The following is a 16,160-nucleotide window of genomic DNA, read 5'->3' as shown; positions in this document are numbered from 1 at the left end:
CTGAGCTTGTTTGCGCGAGGAGTGAAGCTTCTAATTACTAAGGCGCATTTTAGGATGGGATAAGAGTGTAAGTAATACGGTGAAAAGCAGTTAATTATTTGGTTACGAAAATAGCGCCTCACAATATGAAGCGTTATTTTAAAACTTACTACTTGGTTTGCATGTTTTTAGCGCGTTCTTCTGCATCTATTAATGCTTGCGATTTTGGCGCGCGTTTTTTCTCTTCTATTTTGGGCTTTTCAGCCGAGTCAGGATCCCAGCTTGAGTCTAACGATAAGTTTGCAAATGGATTGTTACTGTCTGCTTTTTTAGGCTCAATTACTGGCTCATCAACTAGCGGTGTTGTTTGTGCTTGCTCAGGTATCGCGTCTTCTTTTTTAGGCATCGGCTTTTCACCAGGTAATGGTGCATCTGGGTTAAATGTACGCACCTCTGGTTCTTTAAAGTCTTGCTCGGTTGTATACGTAGTCGATTGAGCGTCAGATATTTGCTCTGGAGCGTGTAAATCGATAACCGGCTCACTCGCTGTTACTGGCTCAGGAGTAGTAATAACCGGCTCTACAGTGTTATGTTCGGCTTCTATTGGCGCAGATTCCGTTACTTGCGCTGTATAGTGCTTACGTTGTTTTTTTACTGGCTTTGCATCTGGGTCAAAGTCGCGTACCTCTGGCTCATTAAAGCTGCTGGCATTTTTAATGCGCTCTAAGGTTGTTTTGGCGGCGGCTTCAAACTCAGCTGTATTAGGCTCTGGTTTTTGTTTTACTTCGTTAAACGTAGCGGTACTTGTTTGCTCTAAAGTATCTGCTGGCTCTATTTGTGCAGGCTCAATTTCTCTTGTTTGCGATGGTGTAACTAGGTTGTTTTGCTCATCTGAAATTTGCGGTGGTGTATGTTCAATATCAGCATTTTGTGCTGTGTTAGTAGGTTCCACTGACTCTTCATTTGTCGCTACGCTGCTCTCAACTGCTTTATTATTTTGAGTTGCTTCGTTAATGACGACAGGCTCAATCTCTGGCTCTTTTGTTGTTTGTACTGGCTTTGTTGCTTTAATTTCAGGTTTAGCTGGCGTAGCAATTTTTTCTGATTTAACTTCAGGTGGAGCCGCTATAGTCGGTTTTGCCATCGCTTTACTTTGTTTTGCACGGCGCAGGCGCACGACTACCATAGCGCCAATAAGTACCACTATAACAAGTATTAAAGTGGGTAAAAGTAACGAGCTTGGGCTTTGTGCTACAGGTTGCGGCGCAATTACTGGCGCTGGTTTAGTTAACACCGGTGCTGGTTTTACAGGTACAGACTTTTCAGGCGTAGGTTGAACGTTTTGCTCTGGCGTCGCCGGTTTTACTTGCCCTATTGCGGCTTCGCTTTTTTGCTCTGTAACTACTTGCTCGGGTGCTGCTTTTGTTGGCTCTGCATCAATTACTATTTCGTTACTGTTGGTATTTAGCTGATCGTTTATTTGTTGTTTTTGATCATTAGTTAAATTAAGGGTTTGCTCGTTGATGCTTTCTTTAACAGCTTCTTCAGTAGGTTTAATTACAGGGGCAGGTTCAACAATTTTAGGTTGTGGCTGAGTAATAATAGTCGGCTCAGGCTCTATTATTTGGGGCTTAGGTTGTGCTTGAATTTCTTTTGGCTTATTACAGTTATTTTTGTAATCACGCGCAGCTTTACGATATTTTTGACTCGCTTTATTATTACTATTTTGCTGCATTTCTTGTTTAATTAAAATGCACATAGCTTCGTTGTATGCAGCACTTTGCGCACTATAAAATAAGGCAAAGCAAAGGGTAAATCTAATTAGTTTTGATATCATGAAGTTATGCGCGCTTAAATATTAATAGTTTGATTTTAAGCGCAAAATTAAAAATTATCCAGAGTAATACAACTAATCAATAACCATAAGGCTACGATATTCATCGTAAGCAAATTGGTCGGTCATACCGCTTATATAATCTTGGATTAATCTACAACGATAATAAAACTCGTATGCCGCAAAGTGATCGGGCTCTTCTTGCATCGCATCTATTGCGTGTTGGTAACTATTTAAGTGCTTTTTAGAGAGCTTTTTAACAAGTCGCGACTCTATTAATAAACGTGAATCGCCATTTAGTGCACGCTTAAAGTCATCCTTGTTTAGTAGCAGTAATGGTTTATAGCAATCGAGCAAACCATTAATTATGCGATACCCTTGTAGCTCTAATTTTTCGACTTCTTTGTTTGAAAATACATGCTCAAGCGCTACCTGCTTTAGTGTTTTAGTTACTGCATGTAGATGGCTTCTATCTTCTAAAAGCGCTTGGTTAAAATCGCCATGATAAATAGGTTCTATATTTTCGATAAAGCGTTTTGCGGCGTGATTTACTAGCGGATGTAGCAATGCAACCCGCAAGTATATAAAAAATTCACTATTAAAATTATAGGGTTGTGCTTGTGCACGCTCTAGTGCGTAGTCTACGGCTTTGTCTACAAAATTTTGATGTTGAGCGTCGTCGATTAACAGATTTATTAATACTTTTTTGTAACTACTTTTAAGTTTTTCGCACAGCAACTCAGTGCTTATTATGTCTTTTTCTACGGCGTCTTCTATGTCGGCTAGGCAATACGAAATGTCGTCGGCGGCTTCCATTATGTAACTTGCAGGATGGCGGCAGTAAGGCTCAATAGTGAGCTCTTTTTGTAGCGCTTCAACAAAGTTTTTTTCGCTGTAGTAGTAACCTACTTTTTTCATTAAATAGTTTTTATTTTGCGGAATGTCTTTTACATCAAGCCCAGCAGGGCGAGTGTATTTTAAAATACCAGCACTTTGGCTGTAGGTTAAATTAAGTGTTTGCAAAGAATGAATTATACGTATGCCTTGAGCGTTGCCCTCAAAGTTACAAATATCAAGCGCAAGGTGTTTAAAAACAACACCTATACCGGTGTTTGGTTCTTTACAGCGCTCGGGTGTTACGCTTGCCAAGTTGTTATTAAACCAGTGGTTAATAGCCGCTTCGCCAAAATGCCCAAACGGTGGGTTGCCTATGTCGTGCATTAGGCAGGCCATTTCTACTAAACTTTCTAGCGGGCGTTCTAGGTCGGTTAAGCCGTAATCTTTTTGCTGTTGGTAGCTTAAATTAGCAAAAATACGTTGCACTATAAAACGACCAACCTGTTGTACCTCAAGCGAGTGGGTAAGGCGAGAGCGTACAGCTGCGTTGCGCTCAAGCGGAAACACTTGGGTTTTTTGCTGCAGCCTGCGAATAGCGGCACTGTTAATAATACGGCCACGGTCGCTTTCTAGCGCCATCTGTAAGTTAGAGGTTGTGCGGTACATTCGTGCTGGCGTTATTTTTTTACTAAAATCTATGGTCATCTTTATACTTGTCCTTTTTTACAATTGATGACTGGCATAGTTTTTAGCACATAGTCATTTGTCTTTAATATACAGGGTTTAATCTATCAGTTTGTATCATAAAGTAACAACTTGCTTTAAAATAATTTTTTGAGTAATTGTTGTGCATTTATAGGTGTTTATAATGAAACAGTGGATTTTAAAGGCAGTATCAATTTGCCTAATGTTAGGAATGAACAGCGCATTTGCTGCAAAAGAGCAAACTGTGGTGCTTGTATCAATTGATGGCCTGCGTTGGGATTATATTGAAAAACACGGCGCGCCAAATTTAAAAGCAATGGCCGAGCGCGGTGTTCGCGCACAAAAACTAATACCTGTTTATCCAACTAAAACGTTTCCTAACCATATTTCTATTATTACGGGCTTACTGCCAGTAAACCATGGCATTGTTGATAATAGCTTTTGTGATAAAGCGCGTAAAAACGACTGTTACAGCATGGGCAAAGCATTGGGCGATAGCACATGGGTAAAGGGTATTCCGCTTTGGAATTTAGCCAAAATGCAGGGACTTAAATCGGCTACTTATTTTTGGCCTGAGTCAGATGCATTATTTAACGGCATGACACCAGATTACTTTTATCACTATTCTAAATACAGCGATTACCAAAGCCGTGTTGATCAAATTATTCAGTGGTTAAGTTTACCAAAAGCACAGCGCCCACGTTTTATTGCGAGTTACTTTTCGCTAGTTGATAGCATGGGCCATGAATTTGGGCCAGACGCACCACAAACGCGTGATGCAGTTAAACAGCTTGATGAATTAATGGGGCAATTACAAGCTCGCTTAAGTAAATTAGAGCAAGAGGTAAACTTAGTTATTGTGTCGGATCATGGTATGACGAGTATAGATCCAGATAAAAGCATTGATGTAACCACACTGCCTCAAGATGAAAACTTTTTAGTTAAAAATACTGGCCCACGTTTACTTATTTATACCCAACCGGATGCTAAAAACGCTGATATTGAAGGTTACAAAGCACGTTTACGAGATGCGTCAAGCGGTCGTTATACAGTATTAACTGACGAACAATTAGCAGCGTATCATTACAATAAAGGCACTCGCGTAGGCGATATTGTGGTGCAAACTACAGCGCCAGCGGTATTTACCAATGGTAAAAAACCAACCTATTTAGGGACTCACGGTTATGCATATACCGAGGATATGGCAGCATCATTTATTGCTGTAGGCCCTGCATTTAAACAAGGTGTAAGCCTTAAAGAAGTAAATAACCTTGATATTTACCCAGTACTTGCAAAAGTGATGGGACTTAAATTGTTAAACAAAGTAGATGGCAATGGTAAAACATTAATGCCAGCAATTAAGCAAAAAATCGTTGTGCATTAGCCTAATCTAAAAGAGCGCGTAAGCGCTCTGCAGGGAAGAACATGTTAAAACTATAAAGTGGGCTATTTAGCCCACTTTTTTATTGGGCAGCTTATTTAAAGTTAGCAATACTTGTTTTTGTAGCAGTAACTGTGCGAATTGCATGCGCTTGGTTTGTAATACCAAATGCAATACCGTTTACGCTCCAGCCAGGGTTAGAGAAGTAATCGTACTGAGTAGCGCTACCGTAAACGTGCGGGTAAGCCATTATACTTGCAAACTCGTTTTGTACGCCGTGACCCATGCCATCTACATATACACCGCCAGACGTATCACCTTGTTTGCGTGAATGCGCTAAACCTTGGTTATGACCAAGTTCGTGTACAAATGTAGTTGCACCACAATCAATTGCAGTGATTGAGTACATACGGCTGCTCATTGAGCTGTATAGATTGCCATTAGTGCCTTGGCCAACCCATGCTAAACCACATGAAATAAGCCCATTGCCAGCACTTTGACCAGTACCTAATACGGCAATCATGTCGGCTTTCCAATCGCTGCGTAAACCATCTACGTAGCTGCTATTTGTAACCGAATCTAACCAATCCTCAGACGGCGTTACTGCATAGTCACCTAAGTTTTGTTTGCCAGCTAAGCGTAGTGTTATATCAACGCCATTTTGGCTATATACCTGATTACTAAAAGCAATTAGTTGATTTATTTTAGTGTCAATATTGCTAGTTGCAGCAGCTGATTGGTCGGTATATAAAATACCGATATCGATTGTTTCTGCTTGTGCAACACTTGCTGCACATAATGCCGCAGCCAGTGCGGTTGTTGTGATTACTTTTTTCATTATTGTATTTCCTTACTCTTGTTGTGGTTGGAACTTGTTTTTAACTTGGTTGATCTCATAAAAAGCAGACACACTAAAGCTGCCCTATAGTGCGGCTTTAGTTGTTTTTTATATTTTGATTATTGGTTAGCCATCAATTTTTGGTGCAAATATATCGATGCTTTTATCTGATTTGGGTTTTGGTGCGGTTACATCATGCTCTATGTGGCTTTTATATAAATCGCGTTTTGCTGCAATCCATCCGTACTTACCTTTACTTTCGAATACATAATTGCCAGAAGGCGCAGTAAATTGACCATATACGGCATCTTTACCTACCGTTAAAACGGTATTATGCATGCGACCGTCAACACCCACTATTTTGCCAAATATGCTCTTATCGCCATTTTCAGACTCAACCACATTAGTCACTTCTGCGGTGAATGTTTCGGCTGTTTGCGGAATAGCTAAATCAAAATTTTCGCCAGTTTCTAAAGCCTGTAAAGAATTTAAATCAAACTCAATGTAGGCTTCGTTATGTAAGTCGGTAGGTAAAACTTTTGCGTTTATAAGCACTTGCTTTGCTTTGTCGGATAGGCGATTTACGGCATCAAATTCTTCAAACGGTAAATTGTTGTCAGGGGCAACAATGGGTTTAACGGTAATTGGATCTTTACTCATATCAATAGGTGCAGGGGGATGTGTATTGCGCGTTTTTTGTAAATCAATAGGAACAAAATCAATAGCAACAGGCGCGATAGGTTCGCCCGTTTCATCTGCATTAAAAAATAGCCCATAAACTGCAAATGCCGATAATGGTATAGCAATTAGTAAGACGACAGATCTCTTCATTTGTTTCTCTTTTAGTGTTTTTGGTTAACCGTTTGTTACGTTTTATATTATTAAATGGATTAGATCAAGATAATAAATGTAACCGAAAAGAATTAATTCTAAATTTCATAATTCCTTATAAAATATAAGGATATTTATTTTTGGTATGTTTTTCACTCTTTTTAGTATTGGTTTTTTGTAGGGTTTATGCGGCCTTTGGCGCGTTTGTGGGTACTTGTTTGTTTAGTTAAATACAATGGTTAAAAGTGACTTTTTGACGTTAATTACAATGAAAAATAAAAAGTGAATTTTTTTCACTCTTTGTAAACTAATCGCTAATTGCAATGCATTTATCGGGCACGTATGTTGTGTGCTGCATAAATGGCATTACGAGGGATTTATGAAGGTGTCTGATCAGTTGCTTAACCGAATTACAGCAGGGCTTGTGGCTGTAATTATTGGTTTTTCGAGTTCTATTGCATTGATTTATCAGGTGGTGATAACCCTTGGAGGCACACCCGATTTAGTAGCTAGTTGGATTTTAATGCTTGGTTTAGTGATGGGCACAACGTCAATAGGTTTGTCGTACTATTACAAAGTGCCTGTTTTAATTGCGTGGTCTACCACGGGGGCTGCATTACTGATTTCAAGTGCACAAGGGTATAACTTAAACGAGGCTATTGGCGCGTTTATGCTCAGTGCATTGCTCGTTTTTTTGTCGGGGGTGACGGGCTGGTTTGAAAAAATAATGAACCGTATTCCAAGTGAGCTTGCGTGCGCCATGTTGGCCGGCGTACTTGTTACCTTTGGTATTGATGTTTTTAATTTTATGAACGACATGCCTTTAGTGATTGGCTTAATGGTTGTTATGTACTTTATTGGTAAACGCTTTTTTGCCCGCTTTGCTATGTTAAGTGTGCTTATTATAGGTGTACTACTCGCTTGGCAAATAGGCCATATTGATACCAGCGCACTGCACTGGAAAATGAGCGAATTTGCTTATATTGAACCCGTTTTTCACTTGCAAGCATGCATTAGCATAGGTTTACCACTTTATATAGTTACCATGACCTCGCAAAATTTACCGGGTATTGCTGTTTTAAAAGCGCATAAATATAAAGCGCCTATATCTGCGTCTCTTAATGTTACTGGTTTTGTAAATATGCTTAGTGCCCCGTTTGGAGCTTATTCTATTAATTTAGCCGCTATTACTGCTGCTATTTGTATGAGTGATGAAGCGGATGAAAATCATGATAAACGTTATTGGGCAAGTATTGCCGGTGGTGTGTTTTATATTTTAATGGCGCTGTGCGCGGCTACATTAGTCGGCTTGGTAGCAAGTTTACCGCAGGCACTTATTTTAGCTTTGGCGGGCATTGCGCTATTTGGCACCATTGCTAATAGTTTGCAGCAAGCCCTTAGTAGTACTAAATATACGGAGGCCGCAATTGTTACTTTTTTAGTAACAGCATCTAACTTAACATTACTCTCAGTGGGGTCTGCCTTTTGGGGGATTATAGCAGGTATGCTTACGCTCCTTATCACCCAAAAAGACTAAAAGCTTTATTGTGTACAAAGAGCCGCTGGTGAGTATTCAAAACAAAATTATAGTTTATTTATATCATTAAAATAGCTTAACTAAGCTTATAAAAAAGGCTGCAATTGCAGCCTTTAGTTTTATAAAAAAAGATTTACCTAATCAAAAGTATGATGGCGAGTTACACTAAACCGATTAAGTATATGGTGCATAATATACACAACGCACAGACTTAATATTATAGCCACCGATACCGAGCTAAACCGGTACATTGCGCTATAAACAAGATCTTGGCCTGGTCCGAGTGAGTTCCCAAATAAAATACCAAACGTAGTCAACACACCAAAACCAATACCAGGTATGCCTCCGCCTAAAATATGAAAACGCGCAAAAAGAAACGAAAGTATCCATAAAATAGCCATCGGAAAAAGTAAAAAATCAGAGTGACTATACAAAAATAGTTGCGATAGTAACGCTGCATTACACCCTATAAGCGTTCCAATTGCTCGCTGCCAACCAGCCATACCTGCGGCTTTCCAGCACAATGAAAACAAAATAAGCACAGAAGCTGCCTGCGCAGATATTGAGTCTTGTAAATCAAGAACCTGAAAAACCACAAAAGAGAGCGTAGCCACGGTTGAGCATAACAATACCTCATGGCGAATACTTTCTTTTGCTTTAGCTGGCATTACTCGCCCGGGCCTTGCGGTTACATCAGGAAATAGGCCATGCATTAATGCTCCAATAACAACGGTTAAAAATATAGCCAAACCATTAGTTAAAATTAACGGATAAATACTACTTCCTTCATCAACATAGCTCGAAAAATGTAGCTGAATAGAAAGGCTTATCACGCCTAAAGCGCCAAATAAAAAGGCACTACCGCTACTCATTTGGTAAAATAAAAAGCAAAAAACACCAAACACTAATAATGTCATAACGACTGGTAAGTGAGAAAACAATCCCTGCATTATCAGCACTATAAGCGCGCTAAATGCAGCAGATGCTATAAATTGATTTATAAGCCCACGACTTAACGTAGGTACCATGCCCAATATCAACATAGGATAAACGGTAAAAAATATACCATTAGGCCAGTTCATTAATTTACTAATAGTAAAGCCAAGGGTGCATCCACCTGCAATGCGTAGTGCTTGGCGAAGGCCATTAGAGTCTAATTGTGGGCCTTGGCTAACAATTTGAGTCATAAAGCCTCCATTAATAAATGTAGTGTAACCAGCTAATAAATCTAATTTGTGCAGAGCCAAACCATTGCCCAATTGTCGATTCGGGCAATAATTGTACTGTTGCACGTGACCCGCTTGGCATGTTCGCTATTAAGTCTTGATGATTTGCGAGCTTTAAATGAATACGTTGACGCTGTGCATCGCGTACCCAACGATTGCTGGTTTCTGTTGTACTTAGTAAACCATTTGCACTAAGTTGACCGTTGCTAACACCTGCTTCAAATGTTTCTAGTATTGCGTCGTAAACTTCACCTGGGCGGCTATCAAATACGACGCGCGCTTGAGTGCCTTGCTTCATATTTGAGAGTGACTTTTCTCTAAAGTCGGCAACTAAGTCGGCTTTTTTAGCGACAATAGCTAATAATGGGCTACCTGCAACTGCGTATGCGCCGTCTAATAATTGTAAGTTAGCAACTACGCCGTCACTTAGTGCACGTACTTGCGTGTAGGATAAATTTAACTCAGCCTGCGCTAACTGGTTAGCAGCATGACGCATAGCTAAGTTTTTATTACCTGAGTCACCTCTAGCTAAAACTGCTTCAGCTAACTGCGCTTCTAGAGCCGCAACATTTGCTTTACTGGCTTCAAAATTAGCACGAATGCTTTCAAGCTCTTGCTCCGATATAGACTTTTGAGTATAGAGTTTTTCGCCTCTGCTTTTTAATAGCTTTTGCTCATGCTGCTTAGCATTTGCGGCACTAATTTGTGCTTCAAGGGCTTTAACATTGGTATCAAGACGCTTATTTCGTAATTTGGCATCATCAAGCGCGAGTTGAGCTTGCTCTTTGGCTAAATTATATGGGCCTTCATCGATACTAAATAATATATCGCCCGCTTTAACTGATTGGTTATTATTAACTTGCACACTAGTGACTCGGCCACTAATTTGCGGTGATATTTGCACAACAGGGTGGTATACACGTGCCTGTGGTGTCACAGGCAAAACCATATCGGCCACTAAATAGTAAATAAATACTAAGATAAACCCTATGAGAGAAAACCTTACATAGCGTGCAAACTTTTGATCCGGTGTCATTTTTAGCCTTACTTATTAACTTGAATACATTTAAGGGCGTTTTGCTCTATTTTGATCAAACCAAATGCAATGGCATCTAGCTGCTCAACAGATAAACCGCTGTATAACTGATTTTTTATATCGGAAATGGTCTCTTGCAATGAATGTAAAATGGCATCACTTTGCTCAGTAAAATAGAGTCTTTTACTGCGCTTATCATGTTTGTCTACACGGCGAACGATTAACGATTGCTCCTCTAATTGCTTAAGCGTGCGAGTCAGTGAAGGCATTTCTATCCCTAAGCTATTAGCAAGTTCAAGTTGTGTTAGTCCCTCACCACGCATATTTATATGCATTAGTGCAGTCCAGCGCGACTGAGTAAGCCCCAAAGGCTCAACAGCAATGGTTACTGCTTCGCGGCATAAGCGATGAACTCGGCCCATATTACCGATAACTGTTAAATCGAGCGTCTCGTGAAAAGGTTTTTGTGTAGGCATAGCCATCCCAACATAGTTAGCAAGCTAACTATTTTATCATTACTTAGCTTGCTAAGTAAATATGTGTAAGTGCGGGAAGTGGCAAAATATTTGCTAAACCTCACCTGTAAAAAAATGGTGAGGTTTAGGGAATTTTAAAAGTTAAGTAAATTAGCTGGGGAGTATTGATCGGTAAGTACTTTTGTATCTGCAGGCCAATCTTGGCCGTCTTTAGTAAAGTGCATAAGTTGGCTAATCGCTTTTATATCTACACCGTATTTTACTAATTTAGGGGCGAGAGCATTAACACGCGTGTTAATTTGCGCTTCGCTCGGTATTGATTTAAGCCCCGCTAAAATAATACGGTTGCTGCGATTTTCGCGGCTTACATTTATAAAGTCGCCAAATACAGCGTGGTAAGTTGCCGACTCATGCTCATAAAGTTTACTACTTGAAAACGTATTTGCGGCAATAACGCCACCATCGGCTAATACGCTTTGTACTTCTTCAAAAAACTCTTTAGTGAGCAAATGCTCCGGAATATAGTCACCGTTAAACGCATCCAAAATAATCCAATCGTACTTTTGCTTTTTAATAGCGGCGCGCTTTATAAAAATACGGCCATCTTGCACGCTTGATGTCACTAAGTCGTTTTCTATAAAGTTAAAGTAATCGCGTGCAACTTTAGTTACTGCAGGATCTATTTCAACATTATGAATATTTGCAGTGGGGTATAGCTCATGAATAACGTTAGAAAGTGTACCGCCACCCAATCCTATAATAAGTACACTTTTAGGGTTGTCGGTTACTAAAAGGCTCGCAAACGTCAATTTTGTGTAATTAAAAACAAGTTTGTCGGGATTGCTTTTATACATGCAACTTTGGCTTGTTTGGCTACTTTTAGTATTAAATTTAAGGCAACGTAAGTCGCTTGTTTCTTCAACAATAATATTGCGATAAAGCGAGCGTTCTTCATGAATAACCTTACTAAACGCAGAACCTGACAACACAATTAATGGCAGTAGCAAATATTTAAGCATGAGCAAGCCCCTTATTATTAACCAAGGTATTAATAACAATCGCGACTAAACCCAGTGCCCCAAGTGTTAAAGCAAAGGCGCTAATAATTGTATTTACGTCAAACGCGAGTACAAAGTAAAAAGAGGTAATTATAGTACCCAGGGCACTGCCAAGCGTACTTACAAAGTATAAACGCCCAGCCACTTGGCCGCTTTTATCGCTATCTGTTACCAGTAAGCGCACAGAGTAGGGCGAGATCATACCTAAAATAACGGTAGGTATAAAAAATAAAGCAGTTGACGCTAAGAGCGAGCCGTAGCGGCTATCTTCAATATGGGTAAATATAAATTCCATTATAGGCTGCGAAAATAATGTAATAGGCACAACCATAATGCTGGCAATTAAAAATATTAGACCATATTTGGTAAGGGATGCATTTTTAGTGCTGAGTTTACCACCAAGTAAATACCCAAAAGATAAACTAAGCATAAACACAGTAATTATACTGCCCCAAATATGCACGCTACTGCCAAAAAAGGGGGCAAGAATTCTCCCACCTAAAAGCTCAATGCCCATTATGCAAAAGCCGCTGCAAAAAGCTAAAAAGTAAATTAACGCGTTTGTTTTTATGCTCATGTAATTATCGTTATGTAACTTAAGTAGAACACTATACTAACGTGATGCATACAAAGCTGCTAGGGCCTGTTGACCTAAGTTTAATTTAAAAAAGAAGTTTTGTTATAGCAATTTGTTAGTTAGTTGAATTCTGATCTATTTAGCTTGCCTAGGCCCTCGCGATTTAACACTTAAGACGCTTTTTCATTTAAATTAATTTTTTCTTAAGTTTTCTTTAAGTTTCACTCGTTAAGTTTAAACCCTGAAATATAAACAGGTTTAAATGAGCGAGCTTATGCAATTAGCCCACACTTCTACATCATTAGATTTAACACAAAATAACAGTCAGTTTATTAGTGCTCGTATTGATGATGTGCATCGAAAAAATCTCGAAAACACAGTGAAAGAAGGTTTTTTAGTTGCGTATAACGCTAAGCTTACTTCTTTTATGCCACTACTTTGCCAATACGTTACCGAGCAAGGAAAGTGCACGTTAGGGCTAAGGCAAGCAACTTCGCCATTGTTTATTGAGCAATATTTAGCATCACCCGTTGAAGATTTTTTAGATGAGAGCATTTCTCGCAATAAGATTTTTGAACTTGGTAATCTCTGCTCTACAAATCGAAGAGCAACACTTGCACATTTTATTATTGTTAACGAAGCTCTGCAAAGTGTGGGGGCAAAACATTTAGTGTTTTGTGCAACCAACAAAGTGCGTGCTTTATTGCGCTTACTTGGTGTTACGTGTACTGAAATTGCACTTGCGAGCAGTTTTGTAGTTGAGAACCCATTAAAGTGGGGCAGCTATTACGCCAACCAACCAACAGTATGCATTGTGAGCCTAGAGCAAGCTCACCAACAAGTACTAAATACCCCAATGCTTTATAGTTTGATGCAGCAAAACCACTCAAATATCAATTCTTTGGTAAATGCATTGGTGAATGTATGAATTACTATAATACCCATGCAGTATCGCCACTAATTATTGCCCATAATAAAGAGCAAACACTTGAAATTAACGGTGGTGAGTTTAACCAGAAAATACAAAAAGTAGTAAAAATACTACAAAGCTTTAACGGCAAATGTGTCGCTTATAAGCTCGATAATACGCCAGCTTGGCTTGTTATTGATGCCGCTACTGCAGTTTCTAATAAAGTGGCTGTGCCAATTGCTCACTTTTTTAGTGAACAACAAACTCAATATGTACTAGCGCAATGCGGCGCACATTTATTTATTAGCGACACGCTAAACCCTTTACTTGGGGAGCCGACTGCATCGATTACTATGTTTGAGTTTTACACGTTATATATTTACGAAATTGTTGTAGCTAAACCCGTCAGCTATTTTCCAGAAACTCAAAAAGTAACGTTTACATCAGGATCGACTGGGCAACCAAAAGGCGTGTGTTTATCTGCAAATAGCCAAATGCAGGTAGCTCAATCTCTGTGCGATAAAATTAATATTAAAAAGCCTGTTCATTTATGTTTATTGCCGCTTGCTGTATTGCTTGAAAATATAGCCGGTGTGTATGCCCCCTTAAAAAGTGGCGGTACAGTGCATTTAATGCCGTTAAATGAATTAGGCTTTGTTGGAACTGTATTAAAACAACCCGCACAGCTTATAGCTGCTATTGATAAAGTTAAGCCAAATACGCTTATTTTAGTGCCTGAACTATTAGCATGCTTAGTTGCTTTTGCAGAAGATGGGTGGCAACCGCCTAGTTCGTTACAGTTTATTGCAGTAGGTGGTGCGCTTGTCAGCGAAATGCTATTAACCAAAGCGCGTAGCTTAAATTTACCGGTATACCAAGGTTATGGGCTTTCTGAGGCGGCATCTGTAGTTAGTTTAAATACGCCCACAAACGATAACCTCCAAAGTGCAGGCTCTGTGTTACCTCATATTCAAACCAAAATTGAAAATGGCCAGCTTTTTATAAAAGGCGATTTGTTTTTAGGTTACTTAAATCATCAACCTCACGACAAAAACCAGTGGTATGCAACCGGTGATCTGGTCGATCAGCATCAAAATACCTTATTTATTAAAGGCCGCCTAAAAAACCTAATTATTACCAGCATGGGGCGCAATATCAGTGCCGAGTGGCCTGAATCACTATTATTAAGTCAAAGCGGAATTTTACAAGCGGTTGTGTTTGGTGAAGGTCGACCTTTTTTAACCGCCATTATTTACGCCGATTCAAAGCTAAGTAACCCAGCGTTAGCTCAATACATTAACGCAATTAATAAACAACTACCCGACTATGCACGAATTCAAAAATGGCATCGTTTAGCTGCCCCATTAAGTGTGCAACAAGGATTATTAACCACAAATAATCGTCCAAAACGAGATGCCATAAGTAAGCAGTACCATGCTGTGTTTGATCAATTTTACCGACTTGGAGAAGTAATTAATGAGTGATTTTTTTAACATCCTTAAAGAGCAAACTAAACAAGAGCAAAACTATCTGCTTGCAGCACCTATTATTCAGCGTGTTTTTAAAGGCGAAGCATCACTTGAAGAATACGCCTCGTTTTTAGCGCAAGCGTATCACCATGTTAAGCACACCGTGCCATTAATGATGTCGGTTGGTGCACGATTAACCGATGATCAAGAGTGGCTACGCGAAGCCGTTGCAGAATACATTGAAGAAGAGATAGGCCATCAAGAGTGGGTACTCAATGATATTGCAGCCTGTGGTTTTGACAAAGAAACAGTACGTCGCAGTCAGCCGCAATTTGCTACCGAAATGATGGTGTCGTACGCGTACGACTCTATTGCACGTAAAAACCCATTGAGCTTTTTTGGCATGGTACATGTGCTTGAAGGCACTTCTATAGCGCTTGCTGATGGCGCGGCTTCAAACATTGCAAGTGCTGTGGGCTTACCTAAAAAAGCATTTAGTTATTTAACCTCTCACGGCGCACTTGATATAGAGCATGTAAAGTTTTTTGAAAACCTAATGAACCAAATAACAGATGAGGCGGATCAGCAAGCCATACTCCATGGTGCAAAGCGCTTTTATCGTTTATACGGCGATATATTTCGTGGGCTCGATGACGAACCATTTTTTAAAGCACGTGCACAAGGCAAATTGGCATGAGTAGCGCTTTATGTGTGTTAACCGGCGCAACAGGCGGAATAGGGCAAGCGATTGCTAAAGCTCTACATGCAAAAGGGTGGAAGTTACTACTTGTAGGGCGAAATACGCAAGCCCTTGAAGAGCTCAGTAGTGCATGCCCAGACAGTGAAATATTTACTGGCGATTTAACCGACGATACAACACGGATTAACTTAGCAATAAAAGCCAAGCAACTCGGTGGCGTTAAGTTACTTATTAACAACGCAGGTATAAATACAATGCAAAGCTTAGAGCACACAAGTAATGAGCAAATAGATAATATGCTCGTTACTAATTTGTCGGTGCCTATTAAATTATGCCAGCTATTTTTAGGGCAGTTAGCGTATACCCAAGGCACCATTGTTAACGTGGGCTCATCGTTTGGCAGTATTGGTTACCCGTTTCAAACACTTTATTGCGCCAGTAAATTTGGTTTACGTGGTTTTACAGAAGCGTTATCACGTGAGTTGAATGGTTCAGGCGTTAAAGTGACCTATTTAGCACCAAGAGCAACAGATACATCTATTAATAGCAGTAAAGCGCTGGCAATGAATAAAGAGCTTGGTAATAAAATGGACTCGCCAGAATTAGTTGCTCAAGAGTTATTAGCACTTATAAATTCGAATCAAACAAGGCGCTTTATTGGTTTTCCTGAAAAATTATTTGCACGCATAAATGGCGCATTCCCAAGCGTTGTTGATAACGCTATTGCAAAACAACTTCCTAAAATTAAACATTTTTTAAGTTAACA

15 protein-coding genes are annotated in these 16,160 nt (G+C 39.6%); 6 read left to right on the top strand and 9 right to left on the bottom strand.

What is annotated here, in order from left to right:
- Positions 1 to 148: 148 nt before the first annotated feature.
- Both P20429_RS09240 and dgt read right to left on the bottom strand, forming a co-directional pair.
- Entirely contained in the window at positions 149 to 1,816 is a 1,668-nt protein-coding gene (locus P20429_RS09240) for a hypothetical protein (RefSeq protein WP_007583582.1), read from the bottom strand.
- Between the two features lie 72 nt (positions 1,817 to 1,888).
- The gene (gene dgt / locus P20429_RS09245; protein ID WP_007583580.1) at positions 1,889 to 3,355 is read right to left on the bottom strand and encodes a dGTPase; all 1,467 of its coding nucleotides are present in this window, start codon (positions 3,353 to 3,355) and stop codon (positions 1,889 to 1,891) included.
- Between the two features lie 163 nt (positions 3,356 to 3,518).
- On the opposite strand from dgt, the gene P20429_RS09250 reads away from it, so the two are divergent.
- The gene (locus P20429_RS09250; protein ID WP_007583578.1) at positions 3,519 to 4,739 is read left to right on the top strand and encodes an alkaline phosphatase family protein; all 1,221 of its coding nucleotides are present in this window, start codon (positions 3,519 to 3,521) and stop codon (positions 4,737 to 4,739) included.
- A gap of 91 nt (positions 4,740 to 4,830) precedes the next feature.
- Here P20429_RS09250 and P20429_RS09255 read toward each other — a convergent pair whose 3' ends face one another.
- On the bottom strand, positions 4,831 to 5,574 hold the full coding sequence (locus P20429_RS09255; RefSeq protein ID WP_007583576.1) for a zinc-dependent metalloprotease family protein: 744 nt from the start codon (positions 5,572 to 5,574) through the stop codon (positions 4,831 to 4,833).
- 126 nt (positions 5,575 to 5,700) lie between these two features.
- Positions 5,701 to 6,405 carry a hypothetical protein gene (locus P20429_RS09260; RefSeq protein WP_007583574.1) on the bottom strand — a complete coding sequence of 235 codons (705 nt, stop codon included), beginning with the start codon at positions 6,403 to 6,405 and terminating at the stop codon, positions 5,701 to 5,703.
- Between the two features lie 379 nt (positions 6,406 to 6,784).
- On the opposite strand from P20429_RS09260, the gene P20429_RS09265 reads away from it, so the two are divergent.
- On the top strand, positions 6,785 to 7,942 hold the full coding sequence (locus P20429_RS09265; RefSeq protein ID WP_007583572.1) for a benzoate/H(+) symporter BenE family transporter: 1,158 nt from the start codon (positions 6,785 to 6,787) through the stop codon (positions 7,940 to 7,942).
- Between the two features lie 137 nt (positions 7,943 to 8,079).
- Here the strand turns inward: P20429_RS09265 and P20429_RS09270 are convergent, their stop codons facing one another.
- The 5 genes from P20429_RS09270 to P20429_RS09290 all read right to left on the bottom strand — a co-directional run bounded on the left by P20429_RS09270 (position 8,080) and on the right by P20429_RS09290 (position 12,315).
- A complete protein-coding gene (locus tag P20429_RS09270) occupies positions 8,080 to 9,129 on the bottom strand; it encodes a DUF2955 domain-containing protein (protein ID WP_007583570.1) in 1,050 nt (349 codons plus the stop codon).
- A 10-nt stretch (positions 9,130 to 9,139) separates the two neighbouring features.
- The gene (locus P20429_RS09275; protein ID WP_007583568.1) at positions 9,140 to 10,204 is read right to left on the bottom strand and encodes an HlyD family secretion protein; all 1,065 of its coding nucleotides are present in this window, start codon (positions 10,202 to 10,204) and stop codon (positions 9,140 to 9,142) included.
- Positions 10,205 to 10,212: 8 nt separating this feature from the next.
- Positions 10,213 to 10,680, bottom strand: a complete 468-nt coding sequence (locus tag P20429_RS09280; RefSeq protein WP_007583567.1) for a MarR family transcriptional regulator — start codon at positions 10,678 to 10,680, stop codon at positions 10,213 to 10,215.
- 134 nt (positions 10,681 to 10,814) lie between these two features.
- A complete protein-coding gene (locus P20429_RS09285; RefSeq protein WP_007583565.1) occupies positions 10,815 to 11,699 on the bottom strand; it encodes a spermidine synthase in 885 nt (294 codons plus the stop codon).
- Positions 11,692 to 12,315, bottom strand: a complete 624-nt coding sequence (locus P20429_RS09290) for a fused MFS/spermidine synthase (RefSeq protein ID WP_007583564.1) — start codon at positions 12,313 to 12,315, stop codon at positions 11,692 to 11,694. Before P20429_RS09290 ends, P20429_RS09285 begins: the two co-directional genes overlap by 8 nt.
- A gap of 274 nt (positions 12,316 to 12,589) precedes the next feature.
- Between P20429_RS09290 and P20429_RS09295 the strand changes: the two genes are divergently transcribed.
- Genes P20429_RS09295 through P20429_RS09310 form a run of 4 tightly spaced genes read left to right on the top strand, consistent with a single transcriptional unit; the run spans position 12,590 to position 16,158 of the window.
- The gene (locus P20429_RS09295) at positions 12,590 to 13,243 is read left to right on the top strand and encodes a thermostable hemolysin (protein WP_033026818.1); all 654 of its coding nucleotides are present in this window, start codon (positions 12,590 to 12,592) and stop codon (positions 13,241 to 13,243) included.
- Positions 13,240 to 14,709 carry an AMP-binding protein gene (locus P20429_RS09300; protein ID WP_007583559.1) on the top strand — a complete coding sequence of 490 codons (1,470 nt, stop codon included), beginning with the start codon at positions 13,240 to 13,242 and terminating at the stop codon, positions 14,707 to 14,709. Before P20429_RS09295 ends, P20429_RS09300 begins: the two co-directional genes overlap by 4 nt.
- Positions 14,702 to 15,391, top strand: a complete 690-nt coding sequence (locus P20429_RS09305) for a TenA family transcriptional regulator (RefSeq protein WP_007583556.1) — start codon at positions 14,702 to 14,704, stop codon at positions 15,389 to 15,391. Before P20429_RS09300 ends, P20429_RS09305 begins: the two co-directional genes overlap by 8 nt.
- Positions 15,388 to 16,158, top strand: coding sequence for an SDR family oxidoreductase (locus P20429_RS09310; RefSeq protein ID WP_007583554.1), 771 nt, complete (start codon positions 15,388 to 15,390; stop codon positions 16,156 to 16,158). The genes P20429_RS09305 and P20429_RS09310 overlap by 4 nt, the downstream gene beginning before the upstream one ends.
- The last annotated feature ends 2 nt before the right edge of the window (positions 16,159 to 16,160 follow it).

The organism is Pseudoalteromonas sp. BSi20429 (genome assembly GCF_000238895.1).
Taxonomy (GTDB): Bacteria; Pseudomonadota; Gammaproteobacteria; order Enterobacterales; family Alteromonadaceae; genus Pseudoalteromonas; species Pseudoalteromonas arctica.
This window is presented reverse-complemented; position numbering and strand designations above follow the sequence as displayed.

Excerpts from the sequence above, each read along its gene's own strand:
- P20429_RS09260 (WP_007583574.1), bottom strand. The coding sequence starts at position 6,405 with ATGAAGAGATCTGTCGTCTTACTAATTGCTATACCATTATCGGCATTT.
- P20429_RS09265 (WP_007583572.1), top strand. The coding sequence starts at position 6,785 with ATGAAGGTGTCTGATCAGTTGCTTAACCGAATTACAGCAGGGCTTGTG.
- P20429_RS09275 (WP_007583568.1), bottom strand. The coding sequence starts at position 10,204 with ATGACACCGGATCAAAAGTTTGCACGCTATGTAAGGTTTTCTCTCATA.
- P20429_RS09285 (WP_007583565.1), bottom strand. The coding sequence starts at position 11,699 with ATGCTTAAATATTTGCTACTGCCATTAATTGTGTTGTCAGGTTCTGCG.
- P20429_RS09310 (WP_007583554.1), top strand. The coding sequence starts at position 15,388 with ATGAGTAGCGCTTTATGTGTGTTAACCGGCGCAACAGGCGGAATAGGG.
- P20429_RS09300 (WP_007583559.1), top strand. The coding sequence starts at position 13,240 with ATGAATTACTATAATACCCATGCAGTATCGCCACTAATTATTGCCCAT.
- P20429_RS09295 (WP_033026818.1), top strand. The coding sequence starts at position 12,590 with ATGCAATTAGCCCACACTTCTACATCATTAGATTTAACACAAAATAAC.
- P20429_RS09270 (WP_007583570.1), bottom strand. The coding sequence starts at position 9,129 with ATGACTCAAATTGTTAGCCAAGGCCCACAATTAGACTCTAATGGCCTT.
- P20429_RS09250 (WP_007583578.1), top strand. The coding sequence starts at position 3,519 with ATGAAACAGTGGATTTTAAAGGCAGTATCAATTTGCCTAATGTTAGGA.
- P20429_RS09305 (WP_007583556.1), top strand. The coding sequence starts at position 14,702 with ATGAGTGATTTTTTTAACATCCTTAAAGAGCAAACTAAACAAGAGCAA.
- P20429_RS09255 (WP_007583576.1), bottom strand. The coding sequence starts at position 5,574 with ATGAAAAAAGTAATCACAACAACCGCACTGGCTGCGGCATTATGTGCA.
- P20429_RS09290 (WP_007583564.1), bottom strand. The coding sequence starts at position 12,315 with ATGAGCATAAAAACAAACGCGTTAATTTACTTTTTAGCTTTTTGCAGC.
- dgt (WP_007583580.1), bottom strand. The coding sequence starts at position 3,355 with ATGACCATAGATTTTAGTAAAAAAATAACGCCAGCACGAATGTACCGC.
- P20429_RS09240 (WP_007583582.1), bottom strand. The coding sequence starts at position 1,816 with ATGATATCAAAACTAATTAGATTTACCCTTTGCTTTGCCTTATTTTAT.
- P20429_RS09280 (WP_007583567.1), bottom strand. The coding sequence starts at position 10,680 with ATGCCTACACAAAAACCTTTTCACGAGACGCTCGATTTAACAGTTATC.